17 protein-coding genes and 2 pseudogenes are annotated in these 15,963 nt (G+C 60.4%); 4 read left to right on the forward strand and 15 right to left on the reverse strand.

Translation table 11 applies throughout. The annotated features are described in order from the left end of the window. Positions 1-123: 123 nt before the first annotated feature. Positions 124-930: a DMT family transporter gene (locus AQUI_RS0111880; RefSeq protein ID WP_245596909.1), complete on the forward strand. Its 807-nt coding sequence runs from the start codon at positions 124-126 to the stop codon at positions 928-930. On the opposite strand, the gene AQUI_RS0111885 is transcribed toward AQUI_RS0111880, so the two are convergent. The 5 genes from AQUI_RS0111885 to AQUI_RS0111905 form a co-directional block, all read right to left on the reverse strand. Then, positions 910-1,524 (reverse strand): nicotinate-nucleotide adenylyltransferase, encoded by a 615-nt coding sequence (locus AQUI_RS0111885; RefSeq protein ID WP_027257724.1) that lies wholly within the window; start codon positions 1,522-1,524, stop codon positions 910-912. The genes AQUI_RS0111880 and AQUI_RS0111885 overlap by 21 nt on opposite strands. Positions 1,525-1,881: 357 nt before the next feature. Next, positions 1,882-2,130 (reverse strand): hypothetical protein, encoded by a 249-nt coding sequence (locus AQUI_RS0111890; RefSeq protein ID WP_156916813.1) that lies wholly within the window; start codon positions 2,128-2,130, stop codon positions 1,882-1,884. Positions 2,131-2,177: 47 nt separating this feature from the next. Next, positions 2,178-2,846: a type II toxin-antitoxin system death-on-curing family toxin gene (locus tag AQUI_RS29255; protein ID WP_084294366.1), complete on the reverse strand. Its 669-nt coding sequence runs from the start codon at positions 2,844-2,846 to the stop codon at positions 2,178-2,180. 38 nt (positions 2,847-2,884) lie between these two features. Further along, complete coding sequence (gene uvrB, locus AQUI_RS0111900) at positions 2,885-5,083, reverse strand: excinuclease ABC subunit UvrB (RefSeq protein WP_027257726.1); 2,199 nt, start codon at positions 5,081-5,083, stop codon at positions 2,885-2,887. Between the two features lie 87 nt (positions 5,084-5,170). Then, the gene (locus AQUI_RS0111905) at positions 5,171-5,620 is read right to left on the reverse strand and encodes a MarR family winged helix-turn-helix transcriptional regulator (protein WP_027257727.1); all 450 of its coding nucleotides are present in this window, start codon (positions 5,618-5,620) and stop codon (positions 5,171-5,173) included. 87 nt (positions 5,621-5,707) lie between these two features. On the opposite strand from AQUI_RS0111905, the gene AQUI_RS0111910 reads away from it, so the two are divergent. After that, positions 5,708-6,394, forward strand: coding sequence for a glutathione S-transferase family protein (locus AQUI_RS0111910; protein WP_035919939.1), 687 nt, complete (start codon positions 5,708-5,710; stop codon positions 6,392-6,394). Between the two features lie 82 nt (positions 6,395-6,476). After that, positions 6,477-6,788 carry an ETC complex I subunit gene (locus AQUI_RS0111915; RefSeq protein ID WP_027257729.1) on the forward strand — a complete coding sequence of 104 codons (312 nt, stop codon included), beginning with the start codon at positions 6,477-6,479 and terminating at the stop codon, positions 6,786-6,788. A 274-nt stretch (positions 6,789-7,062) separates the two neighbouring features. Here the strand turns inward: AQUI_RS0111915 and AQUI_RS30700 are convergent, their stop codons facing one another. Then, positions 7,063-7,347 carry a hypothetical protein gene (locus tag AQUI_RS30700; protein WP_156916814.1) on the reverse strand — a complete coding sequence of 95 codons (285 nt, stop codon included), beginning with the start codon at positions 7,345-7,347 and terminating at the stop codon, positions 7,063-7,065. A 311-nt stretch (positions 7,348-7,658) separates the two neighbouring features. Between AQUI_RS30700 and AQUI_RS29915 the strand changes: the two are divergent. Next, positions 7,659-7,898 (forward strand): annotated as a pseudogene (locus AQUI_RS29915) (integrase core domain-containing protein); the annotation flags it as partial. 42 nt (positions 7,899-7,940) lie between these two features. Here AQUI_RS29915 and AQUI_RS0111925 read toward each other — a convergent pair. The 9 genes and pseudogenes from AQUI_RS0111925 to AQUI_RS27705 form a co-directional block, all read right to left on the reverse strand. Next, positions 7,941-8,135: pseudogene (locus tag AQUI_RS0111925) on the reverse strand (IS110 family transposase); the annotation flags it as partial. A 223-nt stretch (positions 8,136-8,358) separates the two neighbouring features. Then, entirely contained in the window at positions 8,359-9,372 is a 1,014-nt protein-coding gene (locus AQUI_RS0111930) for an alpha/beta fold hydrolase (protein WP_027257731.1), read from the reverse strand. 47 nt (positions 9,373-9,419) lie between these two features. Continuing rightward, positions 9,420-10,217: an ABC transporter ATP-binding protein gene (locus AQUI_RS0111935; protein WP_035920295.1), complete on the reverse strand. Its 798-nt coding sequence runs from the start codon at positions 10,215-10,217 to the stop codon at positions 9,420-9,422. Positions 10,218-10,246: 29 nt separating this feature from the next. Continuing rightward, positions 10,247-11,302 carry an ABC transporter substrate-binding protein gene (locus AQUI_RS0111940; protein WP_051371881.1) on the reverse strand — a complete coding sequence of 352 codons (1,056 nt, stop codon included), beginning with the start codon at positions 11,300-11,302 and terminating at the stop codon, positions 10,247-10,249. A 70-nt stretch (positions 11,303-11,372) separates the two neighbouring features. After that, complete coding sequence (locus AQUI_RS0111945; protein WP_035919941.1) at positions 11,373-12,218, reverse strand: ABC transporter permease; 846 nt, start codon at positions 12,216-12,218, stop codon at positions 11,373-11,375. Between the two features lie 24 nt (positions 12,219-12,242). Then, the gene (locus AQUI_RS0111950) at positions 12,243-13,682 is read right to left on the reverse strand and encodes a glutamine synthetase family protein (protein WP_027257735.1); all 1,440 of its coding nucleotides are present in this window, start codon (positions 13,680-13,682) and stop codon (positions 12,243-12,245) included. A 172-nt stretch (positions 13,683-13,854) separates the two neighbouring features. After that, entirely contained in the window at positions 13,855-14,253 is a 399-nt protein-coding gene (locus tag AQUI_RS0111955; RefSeq protein ID WP_027257736.1) for a cupin domain-containing protein, read from the reverse strand. 3 nt (positions 14,254-14,256) lie between these two features. Further along, the gene (gene gloA / locus AQUI_RS0111960) at positions 14,257-14,694 is read right to left on the reverse strand and encodes a lactoylglutathione lyase (RefSeq protein ID WP_027257737.1); all 438 of its coding nucleotides are present in this window, start codon (positions 14,692-14,694) and stop codon (positions 14,257-14,259) included. A gap of 19 nt (positions 14,695-14,713) precedes the next feature. Next, a complete protein-coding gene (locus AQUI_RS27705) occupies positions 14,714-15,841 on the reverse strand; it encodes an aromatic ring-hydroxylating oxygenase subunit alpha (protein WP_051372012.1) in 1,128 nt (375 codons plus the stop codon). Between the last annotated feature and the right edge of the window lie 122 nt (positions 15,842-15,963).

Below are 15,963 nucleotides of genomic sequence, written 5' to 3' on the forward strand. Positions count from 1 at the left end.
TTTTAGTGTCAGGACCTGCTCTTCTTCAATCCCGTTTTCCTGTCAATTCGCCGCAAGATCCGGGGTTTTGCCCCGCGGGAAGTCCTGCTACCGCTGGCAGCCATGTTGCAGGCAGTCATCCTCATGTTCGTGGCCATGTCAATGATCCCTGCGGGCGATCTGTGCGGGAAACTGCTGACGGGCGGCGGGCTGGCCACACCGGCGTTTGTCGCCTGGTCGCGATTTGCCATCGGCACCGCGCTGATCCTGCCCTTTGTGCCGCGCCGCGCCTATGCGCTGCTGGGCGATTGGCGGCTGTGGCTGCGGGCCGGGCTGCTGACCGGCGGCATCTTTTCGATCCAGCTGGCGCTGACGACCGAGCCGCTGGCCAATGTCTTTGCCGCCTTTTTTGTCGGTCCGATGGTCAGCTATGTGCTGTCGGTTCTGTTGCTGCGGGAGCAGGCGACACTGCTGCGCAGCCTGCTGATGGCATTGGGGTTCATCGGCGTGCTGATGGTGGTGCGGCCTGGATTAGGCGGCTCCATCAACCTGCTGTGGGCGGTGCTGGCGGGCTGTTTTTATGGCGGTTTCCTGACCAGTTCGCGCTGGCTGGCGCATGTGGGCACGCCGCTGGAGCTGAGCCTGACACAGCTGTTGCTCAGCGCCGTCCTGATGCTGCCGCTGGGCCTCAGCAGCCTGCCTGAATTCACGCCGTCAACTGCGGCGCTGACGGTTGGCAGCGCGGCTTTTTCGATGACCGGCAACCTCTTGCTGCTGTTTGCCTATGGCCGGGTGCAGGCGGTGAAGCTGGCGCCAATGGTCTATTTCCAGCTGGTTGCCGCTGTCAGCCTCGGCTGGGCGGTGTTCAGCCAGTTGCCTGATGCCTGGACCTGGGCCGGGCTGGCGGTGGTGCTGTCCGCCGGGCTGGCCTCAGCCGTGCTCCGCCGCTGACCATTCACCGCGGGCCCGGATTTCGGTTGAACTGACATCCACCATTGGCACGTTGACAAAACACCAGGCGGGGGCTTCGGCCCGCGCCAGCAGATGGCTTTGACTGCCTTTCAGCATCGCATGGCGGGCAAAGCGCGCAGAGGGTGAAAACCGCGCCGAGATCCGGTCATTCGGCCGGGCCAGCACGCCGACGGGCACGGTGTCCAGAATCTGCCGCCAATCTTTCCAGCGGTGGAAATGGGTCAGATTGTCGGCCCCCATCAGCCAGACAAAACGCACGCCCGGATGGCGGCGGCGCAGATGGCGCAGGGTCTGGGCGGTGTAGCGGGTGCCAAGCTCCGCCTCAATGCCGCTGATATGGATGCGCGGATGCTGTATCAGGCCTTGCGACGCTGCAATCCGCCGCTGCAGGGCGGCCGGCTGGCGTGCTTTCAGCGGGTTGCCCGGAGATACCAGCCAGAACAGGTGATCAAGCCCGAACCGCCTCAGCGCTGCATGGGAAATCGCTGCATGGCCGCGGTGCGGCGGATCAAAGGATCCTCCCAGCAGCCCGACGCTTTGGCCCGGGCGGATATGCGGCAGCTTGCAAATCATAACCGCCTTGATGCGCATAATTTTCCGGGGAGATCAATCAGGTGGGCGCGGTGGCCAATGGAGGCTGCAAAGGGCAGATGGTAGTGCTTTCCGGGTCAGGAAGGGCGGGCCGGCAGGGGGAGTGGGTGCAGCGGGGTTGTCAGTGAAAAGGGAGAGGCGTTGCGAAACTTTATTTTTTAACAGGTGGTTAGTTTGATCTAGGCGGTTTTGCAGAGCCAAATGCGCGGCGCAGGCAGGCATCACGTCAGATCCGCCCTCGTCTACCATAGGTGCGCCGATCAGGGGTGGCACGTCTTCGGTGTGACGCGGGTGCGAACACCCACCCTCAGGATCGGGCGCTGGGTGGACTTTTCACCTTTAACGGTATGCCAAACGTTTTAAGGCACCCTCATACATTTCGATCAGTACTTTCATATCGTCTACGTCTTTGAAGAATGATTGTGAATCCACGCCATTTTCAGGGGTTAACCCTAGTACCTTTCGAACAGGACCAATTCTGCCTTTTCCGACCTGATTTTTCCATCCAGGGAAGCCCAATGCGCAAGCGTGGCGAATTTCCTTGGTTTTCTTCTCTTTCCTGAAGAGTGTGCCTTTTTGCTTAGTCATCCATTCCCAGTGCATCACATCGATTTGGCCATTGTGTGGGTTTCCAGCTAGGCGTCAAACCGCTTTAGAATCAGATCAAGCTCTCGATAAGTTACGAAATATTGCTGGTGGTCGATTTTTCGGGTGTTCTTCTTTAACCAATATGCAAGAAATGCCACTTCAGGATCAGCATATTTTTTCTTTAGGTCTTTGTACCTTCTGAACTTAGATAAGTCCTTGTTAGCAATGCTAACGGTCATGTCCTCAAGTGCCTTTTCAGGCAGCTTAAAAATCAAACCGTTCTGGTACAGATAGTGGACTGTACTTAAGTAAGCTGTTCGTTTATTTGCGTCATGGAACGGGTGGTTCTGAATAAGCCCAAACATAAGCGTCGCAGCTTTTTCTGGAACCGTATTCCATTTTTTGTCCGCTCCGAATCCCACAAGCTGTCTGCTCAGCGCAGAGATAGGCAAACCTGTATTTTTCGGACCAAACCCTCCAACGCCTTCACCTTCACCTTGCCTCAGAAAATAGTCGACAATAGAGAAGTGAGCCTTAAGCACATCTGTAGCCCGCAGATCACCCGCATTTAGGCTGGTTTCAAAGTCTGACACCTCTTCGATTGATCGATCATAGAGGTAGTGAAGATCGGGTAGAAGTTCAGTCTTAAAGTCCAGCAACTTTTCACCTCTTACTTGTGGGCGTGCAAATAAGGAGCCTTCCGCTTTGAATGTCATTAGCCGCTAGTGATGCGTGAAAGAGAGTATTCTTTTGGCTACGAAAACTTCTTCTGCGACTTGCCCCGGTACGCCCGCGTCCCGGCCTTGCCCGCGGTTGACCGTCCGCGGGATTTCACCGCTGCATCAGACGCCGCCTCCACCGCCGATTGCCGCGCTAGCGGGTCGTCGGAGATGGCGAGATCCACCGCCTCCAGCCGTTTGACCTCGTCGCGGAGACGTGCGGCTTCTTCGAATTCCAGGTTCTCCGCCGCCTTGCGCATCTCGTCGCGCAGGCCCGCCAGATGCGCCTCCAGATTGGCGCCGTGCATCGGCTTGCCGATCTGGGCGGTGACACGGTTCATGTCGACATCGCCCTCGTAGAGGCCGGCAAGCACGTCCTCGACGTTTTTCTTGACCGTTTCCGGGGTGATGCCGTGCTCCAGGTTGTAGGCGATCTGCTTTTCGCGGCGGCGGTCGGTTTCGCCCAGGGCGCGCTCCATTGAGCCAGTGACGCGGTCGGCATACATGATGACGCGGCCTTCGGCGTTGCGGGCAGCGCGGCCGATGGTCTGGATCAGCGAGGTTTCCGAGCGCAGGAAGCCTTCCTTATCGGCGTCGAGAATGGCGACCAGCCCGCATTCCGGAATGTCGAGGCCTTCGCGCAGGAGGTTGATGCCGATCAGCACGTCAAAGGCGCCAAGCCGCAGGTCGCGCAGGATCTCGATCCGTTCCAGCGTGTCGATGTCGGAATGCATGTAGCGGACCTTGATGCCCTGTTCGTGCAGGTATTCGGTGAGGTCCTCGGCCATGCGTTTGGTCAGCGTGGTGACCAGGGTGCGGAAGCCGTTGGCGGTGACGCGGCGCACCTCGTCCAGGAGGTCGTCGACCTGCATGTCGACCGGGCGGATTTCGACCAGCGGGTCCAGCAGGCCGGTGGGGCGGATCACCTGTTCGGCAAAGACGCCGCTGGATTGCTCCAGCTCCCATTTTGAAGGGGTGGCGGAGACAAAGACCGACTGCGGGCGCATGGCGTCCCATTCCTCGAACTTCAGGGGGCGGTTGTCCATGCACGACGGCAAGCGGAAGCCGTGTTCGGCGAGGGTGAACTTGCGCCGGTGGTCGCCCTTGTACATGCCGCCGATCTGGGGGACGGAGACATGGGATTCATCGGCAAAAACAATGGCGTTGTCGGGGATAAATTCGAACAGGGTGGGGGGCGGCTCGCCCGGGGCGCGGCCGGTCAGGTAGCGGGAGTAGTTTTCAATCCCGTTGCAGTGGCCTGTGGCCTCCAGCATTTCGATGTCGAAATTGCAGCGCTGCTCGAGCCGCTGGGCTTCCAGCAGGCGGCCTTCGCCGAGCAGCTGTTCAAGCCGCATCTTCAGCTCGTTCTTGATCGAGATGACGGCCTGGTTCAGCGTCGGTTTCGGCGTCACATAGTGGGAGTTCGCATAGACGCGGATCTGGTCGAAGCTGCCGGTCTTTTCGCCGGTGAGCGGGTCGAATTCGGTGATCGCCTCCAGCTCCTCGCCGAAGAAGGACAGTTTCCAAGCGCGGTCCTCGAGGTGGGCGGGGAAGATTTCCAGGGTGTCGCCGCGGACCCGGAAGGAGCCGCGCTGAAAGGCCTGGTCGTTGCGCTTGTACTGCTGGGCGACCAGATCGGCCATGATCTGGCGCTGGTCGTACGTTTCACCCGCTTTCAGATCCTGGGTCATGGCGGAATAGGTCTCAACCGAGCCGATGCCGTAAATGCAGGACACAGACGCGATAATGATCACGTCGTCGCGCTCAAGCAGGGCACGGGTGGCCGAGTGGCGCATCCGGTCTATCTGCTCGTTGATCTGGCTTTCCTTCTCAATGTAGGTATCCGAGCGCGGCACATAGGCCTCGGGCTGGTAGTAGTCGTAGAAGGAGACGAAGTATTCGACCGAGTTTTCCGGGAAGAACCCCTTGAATTCGCCGTACAATTGCGCCGCCAGCGTCTTGTTGGGGGCAAGGATGATCGCCGGGCGCTGGGTTTCCTCGATCACCTTGGCCATGGTGAAGGTCTTGCCGGTGCCGGTGGCGCCCAAGAGAACCTGGTTGCGCTCGCCGTCCAGCACGCCCTCGGACAGGTCCTGGATCGCGGTGGGCTGGTCGCCTGCGGGCTGAAACGGGGTATGCATCACAAACCGCTTGCCGCCTTCCAGTTTGGGCCGCTGCTGCGGTGCCCGCTGGGTCATCATCGGCATGGTCTTATCGGAATGGGCATAGGGCATCGGGCGACTCCGTTGGCGGCTGGCGCTGATTTTGGTCTGTTTTTGTTCCGGTGCAAGAGGGGCTGGCCGGTAATCCGGGGTGTGGTGTCAGATTTTGTCAGCAGGGGCAGGGCGCAGGAGCTTTCCCAGCAGTTCCGCCAGCCGCCGCGCCTCGCCAGCGCTGAAATGCGGGGTGACGGCCTGCTGCATAGTGTCCGAGTAGACCGTCCAGATGCGGACGCGCATGGCGGCGCCTTCCGGTGTGATCACCAGCACCTGGCCGCGGCCGTCGCCGTTGCACGTCTGGCGTTCCAGCAGGCCTGCCTTGGCTAGCCTGTCCACCAGCCGCGAGACGCCGTATTGCGGCAAGAGCAGCTTTTCCTGGAGCTCAAAGGGGCGCAGACCGTCACTGCCTGCGCATTCCAGCTCCCACAGCAGGTCATACCAATCCAGCCCCGGCAGGCCGGCCTGTTTCAGCGCGGCCTCCACCGAGGTCAGGATGGACTTGTGGGAGCGGGCGAGCGGCAGCCAGATTTCGAATGAGTCAGGTGTCTCCATGCAGAGAATTTAAATGCATATGCATTGACATGCAAGGCGGTGCCCCTATTTGCATGTTAATGCAGTTGCATCTATATGAGGATTCCCATGCGTGATTTACACCTGATCAGCCACCACCTGTGCCCCTATGTGCAGCGCGCAGCGATTGTGCTGAGCGAAAAATCCATCCCGCACCGGCGCACCTATATCGATCTGGCGGACAAGCCTGATTGGTTCGCCGCCCTGTCGCCGCTGGGCCGGGTTCCGGTGCTGGGAACTGGCGGGCGGGTGCTGTTTGAGAGCCAGGTGATCGCGGAATACCTGGACGAGACCACACCGGGCGCATTGCATCCGGCGGATCCGCTGGAGCGGGCACGGCACCGGGCCTGGATCGCGTTCGGCTCCGAGACGCTGGCCGCCATCGGCAAGTTGTACAGCGCACCGGATGAGGCGGCATTTACCGCCGCTGCCGGGGTTCTGCGCGAGCGGATTGAGCGGATCACACCTGAGGTGGAGGGGCCTTTCTTTGCCGGAGAAACCTTCCGCATGGTGGATGGGGTCTGGGGCACCATTTTCCGCTACTTCGAGACCTTTGATACCATCGGGGACTTCGGGCTGATGCCGGAGGCCGTGCATATGGCAGCGTGGAGGGGGGCGGTCATGACACGCCCATCGGTGCAAGAGGCGCCGCCGGAGGGGTATCCGGCCCGGCTGATGGATTTCCTCTGCGCGCGGCCATCCCATCTGGGCGGGCTGGCGCGGGCCGCCTGTGGCACTGCCGCAAACCCCGTTTAATCCTGTGCAAATGGCACCTTGCCGCAGAGCCGCATCCGGCGCATAAATGCGCTGGATTGAGACTCGAAGCGGGAGACAACCCATGCAAGCACGGATTTACCGGCCGGCACGCAATGCCATGACCTCAGGCATGGCCAAGACGCGGAAATGGGTGCTGGAATACGCGCCTGCCTCGGCCCGCGAAGTGGATCCGCTGATGGGCTGGACCTCCTCCGGCGACACCCAGAGCCAGGTCAAATTGCGGTTCGAGAGCAAGGAAACGGCGCTGGAGTACGCCAAGGACCACGGCATCGACGCCGTGGTTGTCGAGCCGAAGGAGCGCAAGGCCAACATCCGCCCGGGCGGCTATGGCGACAACTTCGCCACTAATCGCCGCGGCCCCTGGACACACTGAAAGATTGTAAATCTTCCACGAGTTCCCACCGTTTCGGCATGAGTTCGCACCAAGATCTACATATAGGGCGCCCGGCGGGCGCCTTTTCTATATCTGGGTTGGTGCATTGTGGCAGAGGCCGAATGCATTGCGGAAACAGAGAACAGGCTCCTTCGTTTTGCTGTGCATGCATATTCGGGGGCTGGGTAACTTCATGCCCAGCGATGGGGGCAGCAGCCGCTTTCTGCAGCAGTGAAAAGATAGAGTTTCACATCAGCCTGCGCCAAGACGGCAGTCAGTCCAAACTTGCCTTTAAGTTGATATGCTTGGCGCCGATCGCTGCATGTGCGAGCTTTTCCAAGCCTTCCAGCGAAAGCGAACCTTCAGCCGGGCGCGAGCACTTGTTCTGATACCGCTGGGGCAGGGTCAGCAAAGCGCAGGAAGCTGCCGCTTCACAGTTGCGAACCGTCTTCGCCCTTCGGAACCTGACCGGCCCAAAGCCGCCATCTGCGGTTAGTTGCTTTCCGCAATGCAGCGCGCCTGAAGCGGTCGTTGGCAATCCGGTGTGTAAATCTTCCACGAGTTTCCACCGTTTCTACACGAGTTCTCACCGGGATCTGGATATAGAGCGCCCAATGGGCGTTCTTTCTATATCTGGTTTGGAGTATAAGGGCTGAGGCCGCCTGCATTTAGGAAAGCAGAGATCAGGCTCCATTGTTTTGCCGTGCCTGCACATTGACGGGCTGAGTAACTTCATGCTTGGCGAGGGGGTGGCGGACGCTTTCTCTAGCAGTGAGAAGTTAGCGGTTTCGGCTTTGTGTTCGTATCGATGAGCCGAGAGCCCCCAGGCGGACCGCACGGACAGCGGTCTCTCACAGTTGAGAGGGCAATAAAGGCCGGTTCCTAGATAACATCTTCGTGGAACGGCTATGGCGGTCGCTGAAATACGAATGCGTCTACCTGCAGGCTTGGGAAACCGGATCGGAGGCAAGGGCAGGCGTCGGAAAGTGGGTGGAATTCTACAATCGGAAGCGCCCGCATTCCGCCCTAGGCGGCAGACCGCCAGCCGTGGTCCATTGGCTGAGAAAAGACGAAACCCAACCCGGTCAGCAGGGGCAGAGAGTAGCTTAATCTACGCCGGAAACTGTCCAGCGATTGGGGAGTAGCTCAGGTCAGGGATCGCGCCCAATGGTGAGCCGTTCCGCAGGCTTCCATCGCGACAATGCAGTGTGATTGTTCTTGCGTGAACGCGAAGAACTGCTTGCGCGACAACTTCTTGCGGAACTCAACCTCGCCAACGGCCGTCGCACCATGAAGTTGAAAGACTTGTTTGGCCAAGTCGACGCCGATGATCGATACTTCCTTCATTGCTCATCCTCCTGATCCAATCAGGACCACTTTGGCACAAGTGCCTTCAGGAGGGGCTACCCAACCCATCATCAAAGCCCTTTTGACCACTAAGTTGACGTTACAATTCGGGCCGCCGCTAAGCAGGCGAACAGCGCAGAGCGCCCTCCGAGTAGCTGCCCTGCGTGTGATCCGGTGACCCAAAAATTACCTCAAGAATTGCCCTGTAACATCGCACGAGGCACTATGCTCTTAGCAACTCTCGTACATTGGCATCCAGCTGGGCGGTAAAGCCCGCGTCATTGCCTGGATTGGCGCCGCAATGACCCCAGGGTGAGTTGTAAGGGCGGAAGATGGCATTGGGCATGTGCTGGGCCTCGATCCCGTTGTCCTCGGGTGGGAAGTAGAGGTCCTGGGTGCAGGGCATCAGGATGGCGCGGGCTTTGATGGCCTTCAGCGCGGCCTTGAAGTCGCCGTTGTAGAGCGGCCCTGCCGAGATGTCACCGGCCTGCCAGGTAGCAAGCTTGGCCAGCAGGTCGTTGGCGTCCCAGCATTGCACATGGTCCTGCTCCCAGTCCTGCAGCAGGTCTTCGATGGTCTGAAACCCAAGCTGGCGGTAGAGACCCTCGCGGTAGAAGGTTTGCGAGAAGGCCCAGCCTGCGTAAACCCGGCCAAAAGCCTTGAGCCCGGCAACCGGCGGCGAGGCATAGTCACCGCCATTCCAGGACTGGTCCGCGCAGAGGGCGGATTTGACGCCTTCGAGGAAGACGAAGTTGTGCGGAGAGGTCTTGGCTGAGGCGCAGAAAGGCAGGATCGCCTGCACCATGTCCGGATATTGCGCTGCCCATTGGTAGGACTGGCAGCCGGCCATGGACCAGCCAGCGACCAGAGCGATTTGCTCGATGCCGAGGTGATCGTGGATCAGGCGGTGCTGGGCGGCGATGTTGTCGTACATCTGCACCAGCGGGAAGCGCGGGCCGTCCTGCGGCGCCGGGGTGTTTGACGGCGAGGAGGAAAGGCCATTGCCGAACAGGTTCGGGCTGACGATGAAATGGCACGCCGGGTCAATGGCACGGCCAGGGCCGAAGAAACCTTCGTTGCGGGAGTTGGTGCCAGTGTAGAAGGTGGGCAGGACAATGACGTTGTCGCGTGCGGGCGACAGGGGGCCATAGGTCTGATAAGCGAGTTTGGCACCCCTTAGCACGTCGCCTGACAGAAGCGGCAAGTCACCCAGGTCTAAGATCTTGTAATCCGGCATCTTGTAATCCTTTGAAAATTTGCCGCTTGGGCCGTTGAACCAGTCCGCTAGGCGTCTTCTTCAAGCTTGGCCTCGCCGCGCATCAGCTGCATGATCTCGCGTTCGCATTCAGGATAACCGGCAAGTTCGACCAGATCCTCCTTGCTGCGGATCTCCTTGCCCTTCTTGAAGTCCAGTTCGAGGATGGTTTTCAGCCGCCCCGGGTGGGCTGACAAAAACACGATGCGGTCGGCGAGAAAGATTGCCTCCTGAATGTCATGGGTGACCAGCAGGATGGTGGTTTGCGTGGTGCGCAGGATCTCCAGCAGCATCTCCTGCATATGCCAGCGGGTTTCGGCGTCCAGCGCGCCGTAGGGCTCGTCCATCAGCAGGATTTCCGGCGCGTTGGCCAGGGTGCGGGCGATGGCGACCCGCTGTTTCATGCCGCCGGAGAGGGTCTTGGGGTAGGCATCGCGGAACTTCGTCAGATGCACCAGGCCGATGTAATGCAGCGCCCGCTCGCGGCGTTCTGCCTTGGGGATGCCGTTCAGCTTCATGCCGTATTCGACGTTCTCCAGCACTGTCAGCCAGGGAAAGGAGGTGTAGCTTTGAAACACCATACCGCGCTCGCGCGCCGGGCCGTGGATGGGCCGGCCCTCCAGGCTGAGGCTGCCGCTGGTGGGTGTATGCAGGCCCGCCACGATGTTCAGCAGCGTGGATTTGCCGCAGCCCGAGGGCCCCAGCAGCACGCAAAGCTCGTTGCGGGCCACCGAGAAGGACACATCGCGCAAGGCTTCGACCCCGCCGCCGCGAGTGGGGAATGTCTTGCAGACATTCCGGACGGATAGAATTGTGCTGGATTGCATGATGCGCCCCTCATTGCAGGTCAGGTGGATCAACCGCGGTAGCCGCTGTCGTAAAGCTCCTTGTGCAGGCTGCAGTCGATGCCGGTTTCCGGCGGTGCCGCGGCCTCGATCAGGTTGAACTTGACCCACCAGCCGCTGACCAGATTCCAGTGATCGTTGATCTGGCCGTTCTTCTGATCAAAGGGCGGGTTGCCGGGCGCGGAGCCGCAGAATTGCGCCGCTTCCATGAAGTCATAGACATAAAGCCCGCCATCCAGCCCGGTGCCGTTCTTGCCGATCACCAGCTCGACGTCCGCCAGGCTCATGCTCATGCCGCCGGCGATGATCCGGTTGCCCTCATCCGGGTTCTGTTTCCACCAGGCGATGGCATCATACATCGCCTTCATGGTCAGCAGCGCCACGTCGCGGCGGTCGTTGATCAGGGCGTCGCTCATATAGTGGCCGTCAGCGATAACGCCGCTTTGCAGCCAGTAGGGGTCCTTGGACTGGGCCAGAACGCTGGCGCCTTCCAGCGCTTTCAGGGTGTTGGTGCCATAGGGCTCCCAGAACTCCGAGGCCGCTACGCCGCCGCCGATCATCGCGGCAAAGGCATCGTCGGCGATGATGTTGCGGTAGGTGACGGAGTCATAGGCGGCGCCGTTCTGTTCCAGCCACATGGCGACGTAGATCTGCGCCAGGCCGCCCTCCAGCACGGCGACTTCCTTGCCCGCAAGGTCGGCGGCGGTTTCAATCCCCGGCCCGGCGACGATCTTGTCGGTGCCATAGGAAAGGTTGCCGAAGGCGACCAGCTTGACCGGCAAGCCGCGCTCGACGCCGACAGGGGTGAATTCGGCAGTGGAGGAGACAACGTCGAGCTGGCCGGCGGCGACCAGGTTGAAGCTTTCATAGGGGTCTTCGATGGTCTGGTACTGGATGTCCAGGTCCGGGGCGAGGCCCTTTTCCGCCGCAATGTGCCAGAAGCCGTAGCCTGGCCAGGTGAAGCCCGCGATCTTGACGCTTTCTACGGCCCATGTTGGCCCGGCGGCGCCTGTCAGCGCGAGGGCTGCAATGCAGCGGCTGGCGGATTTCAGCAGTTTCTTGGTCATCGTCACGATACCTCTCTTGCGACGTCACTTTGTTGTTTGGCCTGTTGTTTTCGGGTTCTGCTCCGGCTCCTCAGGAATATTCGTCGAGATATTGGAATGCCTGGGCATGCAGCGCCCGCAGCAGGTAGTCGCAGATCAGCCCCAGAAGGCCGATCACCAGGATTCCGGCCATGATCTGGTCCACATGCAGGAAGCGTTTGGCGCGCATCATCATGGCGCCGATACCGGCGTCTGCGGCGGTGATCTCGGCGATCACCAGATAGGTCCAGCTGACCGCCAGCATCTGGCGCATGGCGATCACAATGTTGGGGAGCGCTGCCGGGACCACAACGGTGCGCAGCACCTGCAAGCGGGAGCCGCCAAGGGTCACCGATGTGTTGATCAGATCCTTTTGCACTGCCTTGGTGTGGTCGGCGATCAGGGTGATCAGGAACCAAATCACACCGATGAACAGCAGAGCCAGTTTTTGCGCGTCGCCCGCCCCGAACCACATCAGCAACAGGGGAATGAAGGACGGGGCGGGCAGGTAGCGCCAGGCGGATACAAAGGGGGAGAAAAACGCTTCGACCGTCTTGAACGCGCCCATCAGGATGCCAAGCGGCACCGCTAGGGCGCAGGCCAGGACAAAGCTGAGCATCACCCGCCAGACACTGACCAGCACATCACCGAGAAAACCGCTCTCGGCAAAGAGCGTATAGAGCGCTGTCAGGACCTTGCCGGGCCCTGGCAGCAGGATTGCGGGCATCACGCCGGACCAGGCGGCGAGCTGCCAGATGGCAAAGAAGATGACCCAGACCGCCACGCCGAGGGTGAGGCGCCAGGATGCGGGGATCTCCGATTTGAACTCGAAGATCCGCAGTTTCGGGCGCGTGTCCTTGGCCCGGGTTGCTGGTATCGTCCGAAGGGCCTGGGTCATGGGTCTGTCCTTTGCTGGGAGCGTTTAGTAGAGGCGCATGTATTCCTGCACTTCCCAGTCGGTAACCGACTGGTGATAGCGCTCCCATTCGTCGTTCTTGTATTCCAGGAACGACTTGCGCATTACCGGCCCCATCACGTGCTCGGCCATCTCGTCCTGGCGCAGCGCCTCGGTCGCGCTGAACAGGGTGCGGGGCAGGCGGCGGATGCCCAATTCGGTCAGTTCCGCCTCGGTCTTGGAGTAAAGGTCGAAATCTGTGGGCTTGCCCGGGTCGATCTTATTCTTGATTCCCATCACCGCGCAGCTCAGGTGCATCGCCATTGCCAGATAGACATTCATCGTCATGTCGCAGGCGCGGTTTTCGATGCAGTGGCGGCTTTGCGGCAGCCGGAACTGGGCGGAGCGGTTGTTGAACCCGTAGGTGATGTTGGTCGGCGCCCAGGTGACGGTGCCGCCCTCGAAACCGCCCACTCGCGGCACCAGCCCGTTGTAGGAGTTCACGGTGGGGCAGGTGATCGCGGTGATTGCCTCGGCGTGCTGCATCAGGCCGCCCACGGCCCAGCGGCTTTCGTCGCTCCATTCGCCGTCCGGGGTTTCAAAGATGTTCTGGCCGGGGCGGCTTTCATGCTGCATCGACATGTTGATATGCGCGCCGGAGCGCCAGTCCCCCACCGTCGGCTTCGGCATGAAGGTCACGAACAGCCCGTGTTTCTTGGCGACTTCCTTCAGGGTGATGCGCAAAAACGCCAGCCGGTCGGACATTTCCAGCATGTTGGTGTAGTGGAAATCCAGCTCGAACTGGGAATAGGCGCCCTCGGCCACCACATCGTGCAGGTTCCAGCCCAGGCCTTCGATGATGTCAATCATGTCTTTCAGGAAGGACATGGAATCGATGGAATATTCCACGTCATAGCCAAACGCCTGGCGGCGCGGGCGCAGGCCGTCTGCAGGATCGTCGTCAAAGGCTTTCACCGGCTGGCCGGCCTCATCGTATTTCATCACGATGAATTCCGGCTCGACGCCGGCAAAGCCGGTGTAGCCCTCCTGCGCGGCCTCGTGCATGGCGCGCCGCAGGGCCTGGCGCGGGCAGACATTGTAGGGCGCGTCTTCCCAGTAGAGATCCGATAAGATGATCGCCAGGGTGGTGTCCCAGGGGCAGACATAGACCGCATCGAGATCCGGCACCACCACCTGGTCGCTGTCGGCGGGGCTGAGTTCCGGCACGAAGGAAATCGAATGCACCGCGAACTGCGGGCCCTTGCCCAGGCAAAGCGGTTCGAAATCGCTCATCGGCACCGGTTTGGTCTTGGGGATGCCGTGCAGGTCGATCCAGGCGGCCATCACGTATTTGACGCCGGCCGCTTCCAGCCGTTCGCGCACTTCGGGGATGCGGGGGCGGTTGCGCTCCACCGCGTCCTGGAAATTGTCGTAGTAGATCTTTGCTTCGGGATTGGCTTTCAGCATGTTTTCCTCCCTAAAAAGGCAATCAGTTATCATTCGCTGCCGGAGGCCGGTCAGCGTGACTGTTGGTTTCGGGTGTTGAGCAGTTGCCTGGCGAAAAGGCGGGCAACCCGCCGTCCATCATGCATAACCTGATGCAGGGACGAGGGTGCCCAGTCGCCAGGAGCGGCGTGGCTTAGCCGGGGACGAAATCCGCGGGGTCGATGCCCGGAACCTCGGTGATCCCGGCCAGCTGTTTCCAGTTATGCGGATAGGCGGCGTAGAAGATCACGCATTTGCCGTCCGCCTCGTAGGAGATGTGGTTATCCTTGGGCACAAACAGCACGTCGCCGCGGTTGCAGATGTATTCCTTGCCGTCGCAGACCAGCCGGAAGGTGCCCTCCAGGCAATAGATGATTTCGTCGCAGGTCAGGTCCCACGGCACCTTGATGTTGTTCAGAACATTGATGCCGCCGCACATGGACTTGCTGAATTCGCTGGTGACCATCGGCTTGATGTAGGTGTCGCTGTCGCCCATGGCGTCATAGCGCTCCTGGACCAGGTCGAATTTGAATAGCTGCGGTTGATCGCCCATGGGTTATGCCCCTTCGCTGGCAAGATGTTTCAGGATGCTCTCGTTCAGTTCGACCTTGTAGCCGTCCGGGTCCTCGCAAAAGGCAATGACGCGGGTGCCGTTCTTCATCGGCCCCGGCGGGCGGGTGATCTTCACGCCCGCGGCGGCCAGCTGCTCGCAGGCGGCATAGACATCCGGCGTTTCGATGCAGATATGGCCCCAGCCATTGCCCTTGTCATAGGGCTCTTCCTGGTCCCAGTTTGCGGTGAGCTCCAGCGCCGGCGACTCCGCCTCCGGGCCGTAGCCGATGAAGGTGTTGGTGAATTTGCCCTCGGGGTAGTCGGTGCGGCGCAGCACCTCCATGCCCAGAATTCCGCAGTAGAATTCCAGCGATTTCTCCATGTCCATCACCCGCATCATCGTGTGGGCTAGGCGGAAACCCTTGGAAATGGGGTCACTCATTTGGTTTGTTCCTTTTGATTCAGGCGTTTGCCGGATCGGTTGCCACAGTGCTGGCCCCGGAACTGGCCAAGTCGCGTTCAATCAGGTCCTGGAAAGCGCGGACGCTGTCTTCCCAGGCGGGCGACAGCAGGCCGCCATCGGCCGCAACTGGAGATTTGCGGCCTTCGAACATGCGTTCGACCATCTCGTGGTCTTCCTTGTGGACATCCCACCAAAGTGTTTTCAGGCATTCGATTTCCTCGGCGCTCAGCTCCTCGCCTTCGGTGGTGTAAAGCGCGCGGTACTGGCGCATCTTGCCGGGGCCGATGGGTACGTTCAGGTAGACGCCCAGCTGGTCGGGGAAGTATCGCCCCAGGATGAAGTTGGGATAAAGCGTCAGATAGCGCGAGCTGACTCCGAGGCTGCCGGAGGTGCCGATCTCCTCCTTCAGATCCACGGCGCTGCCGATGCAGTTGCCGTCGGTGATGGTATAGTGATCCTCCAGCGGCTGGTCGGTGGTCGAGGCATGCACGAACTGGACATGGTAGGGCTCGATGAAGTTCTCCATGATCAGTTTCCAGTTGGTGTCGATCTCGCCGAAATCGAGGAGGCCGATCGGTTCCACCTTGGCAAAATCCATCCCTTCAAGACGGTTGATCAGCGGTGCGGCATACTCTTCGAACTCCGGCGCGTTGCCGTCCAGGTTGACGAAGATCCAGTCGTGCCAGACATGGGTGCGCACAGGCTTCAGGCGGTGCTCCTTCAGATCGAAACCGTCAAACTCCTGCTTGCCGGTGCCGGCAAAATGCGGTGCGGCGCGCAGTCGGCCCTCCAGGTCATAGGCCCAGGCGTGATAGGGGCAGCGGATCAGCTTGCCGACGTTCTTGGGCTTGTCCACCAACGTCATGCAACGGTGCAGGCAGACGTTGTGGAACACCTGGATGCTGTCGTCCTGATCGCGTACCGTCAACAACGGCAGACCGGCGCAGCTGACCGGGTTGGCATCGCCGGGATTGGCGATCTGATGGGCAAAACCGATGAACACCCAGTTCTTGGACAGGACCGTCTGGCATTCCCGTTGCCAGATGCCCTCGCTGCGGTAGGCGTCCGCGGTCAGGCCATGCTGAGGCCCTCCGGCTACCCGTGCTTTTTCTTCGGCAATTGTCATTTGTCCTCCCTTCGACACTGCCACATGCACAGCGGCTTTATGGGCCATGCGCATGGAAACTGTTCTTGCACTGACTGTCCCGTTTCAGGTTCTGCGCCATTCGCAGGACTTGGATGTCATGT

It is taken from the genome of Leisingera aquimarina DSM 24565, from assembly GCF_000473165.1.
GTDB lineage: Bacteria > Pseudomonadota > Alphaproteobacteria > Rhodobacterales > Rhodobacteraceae > Leisingera > Leisingera aquimarina.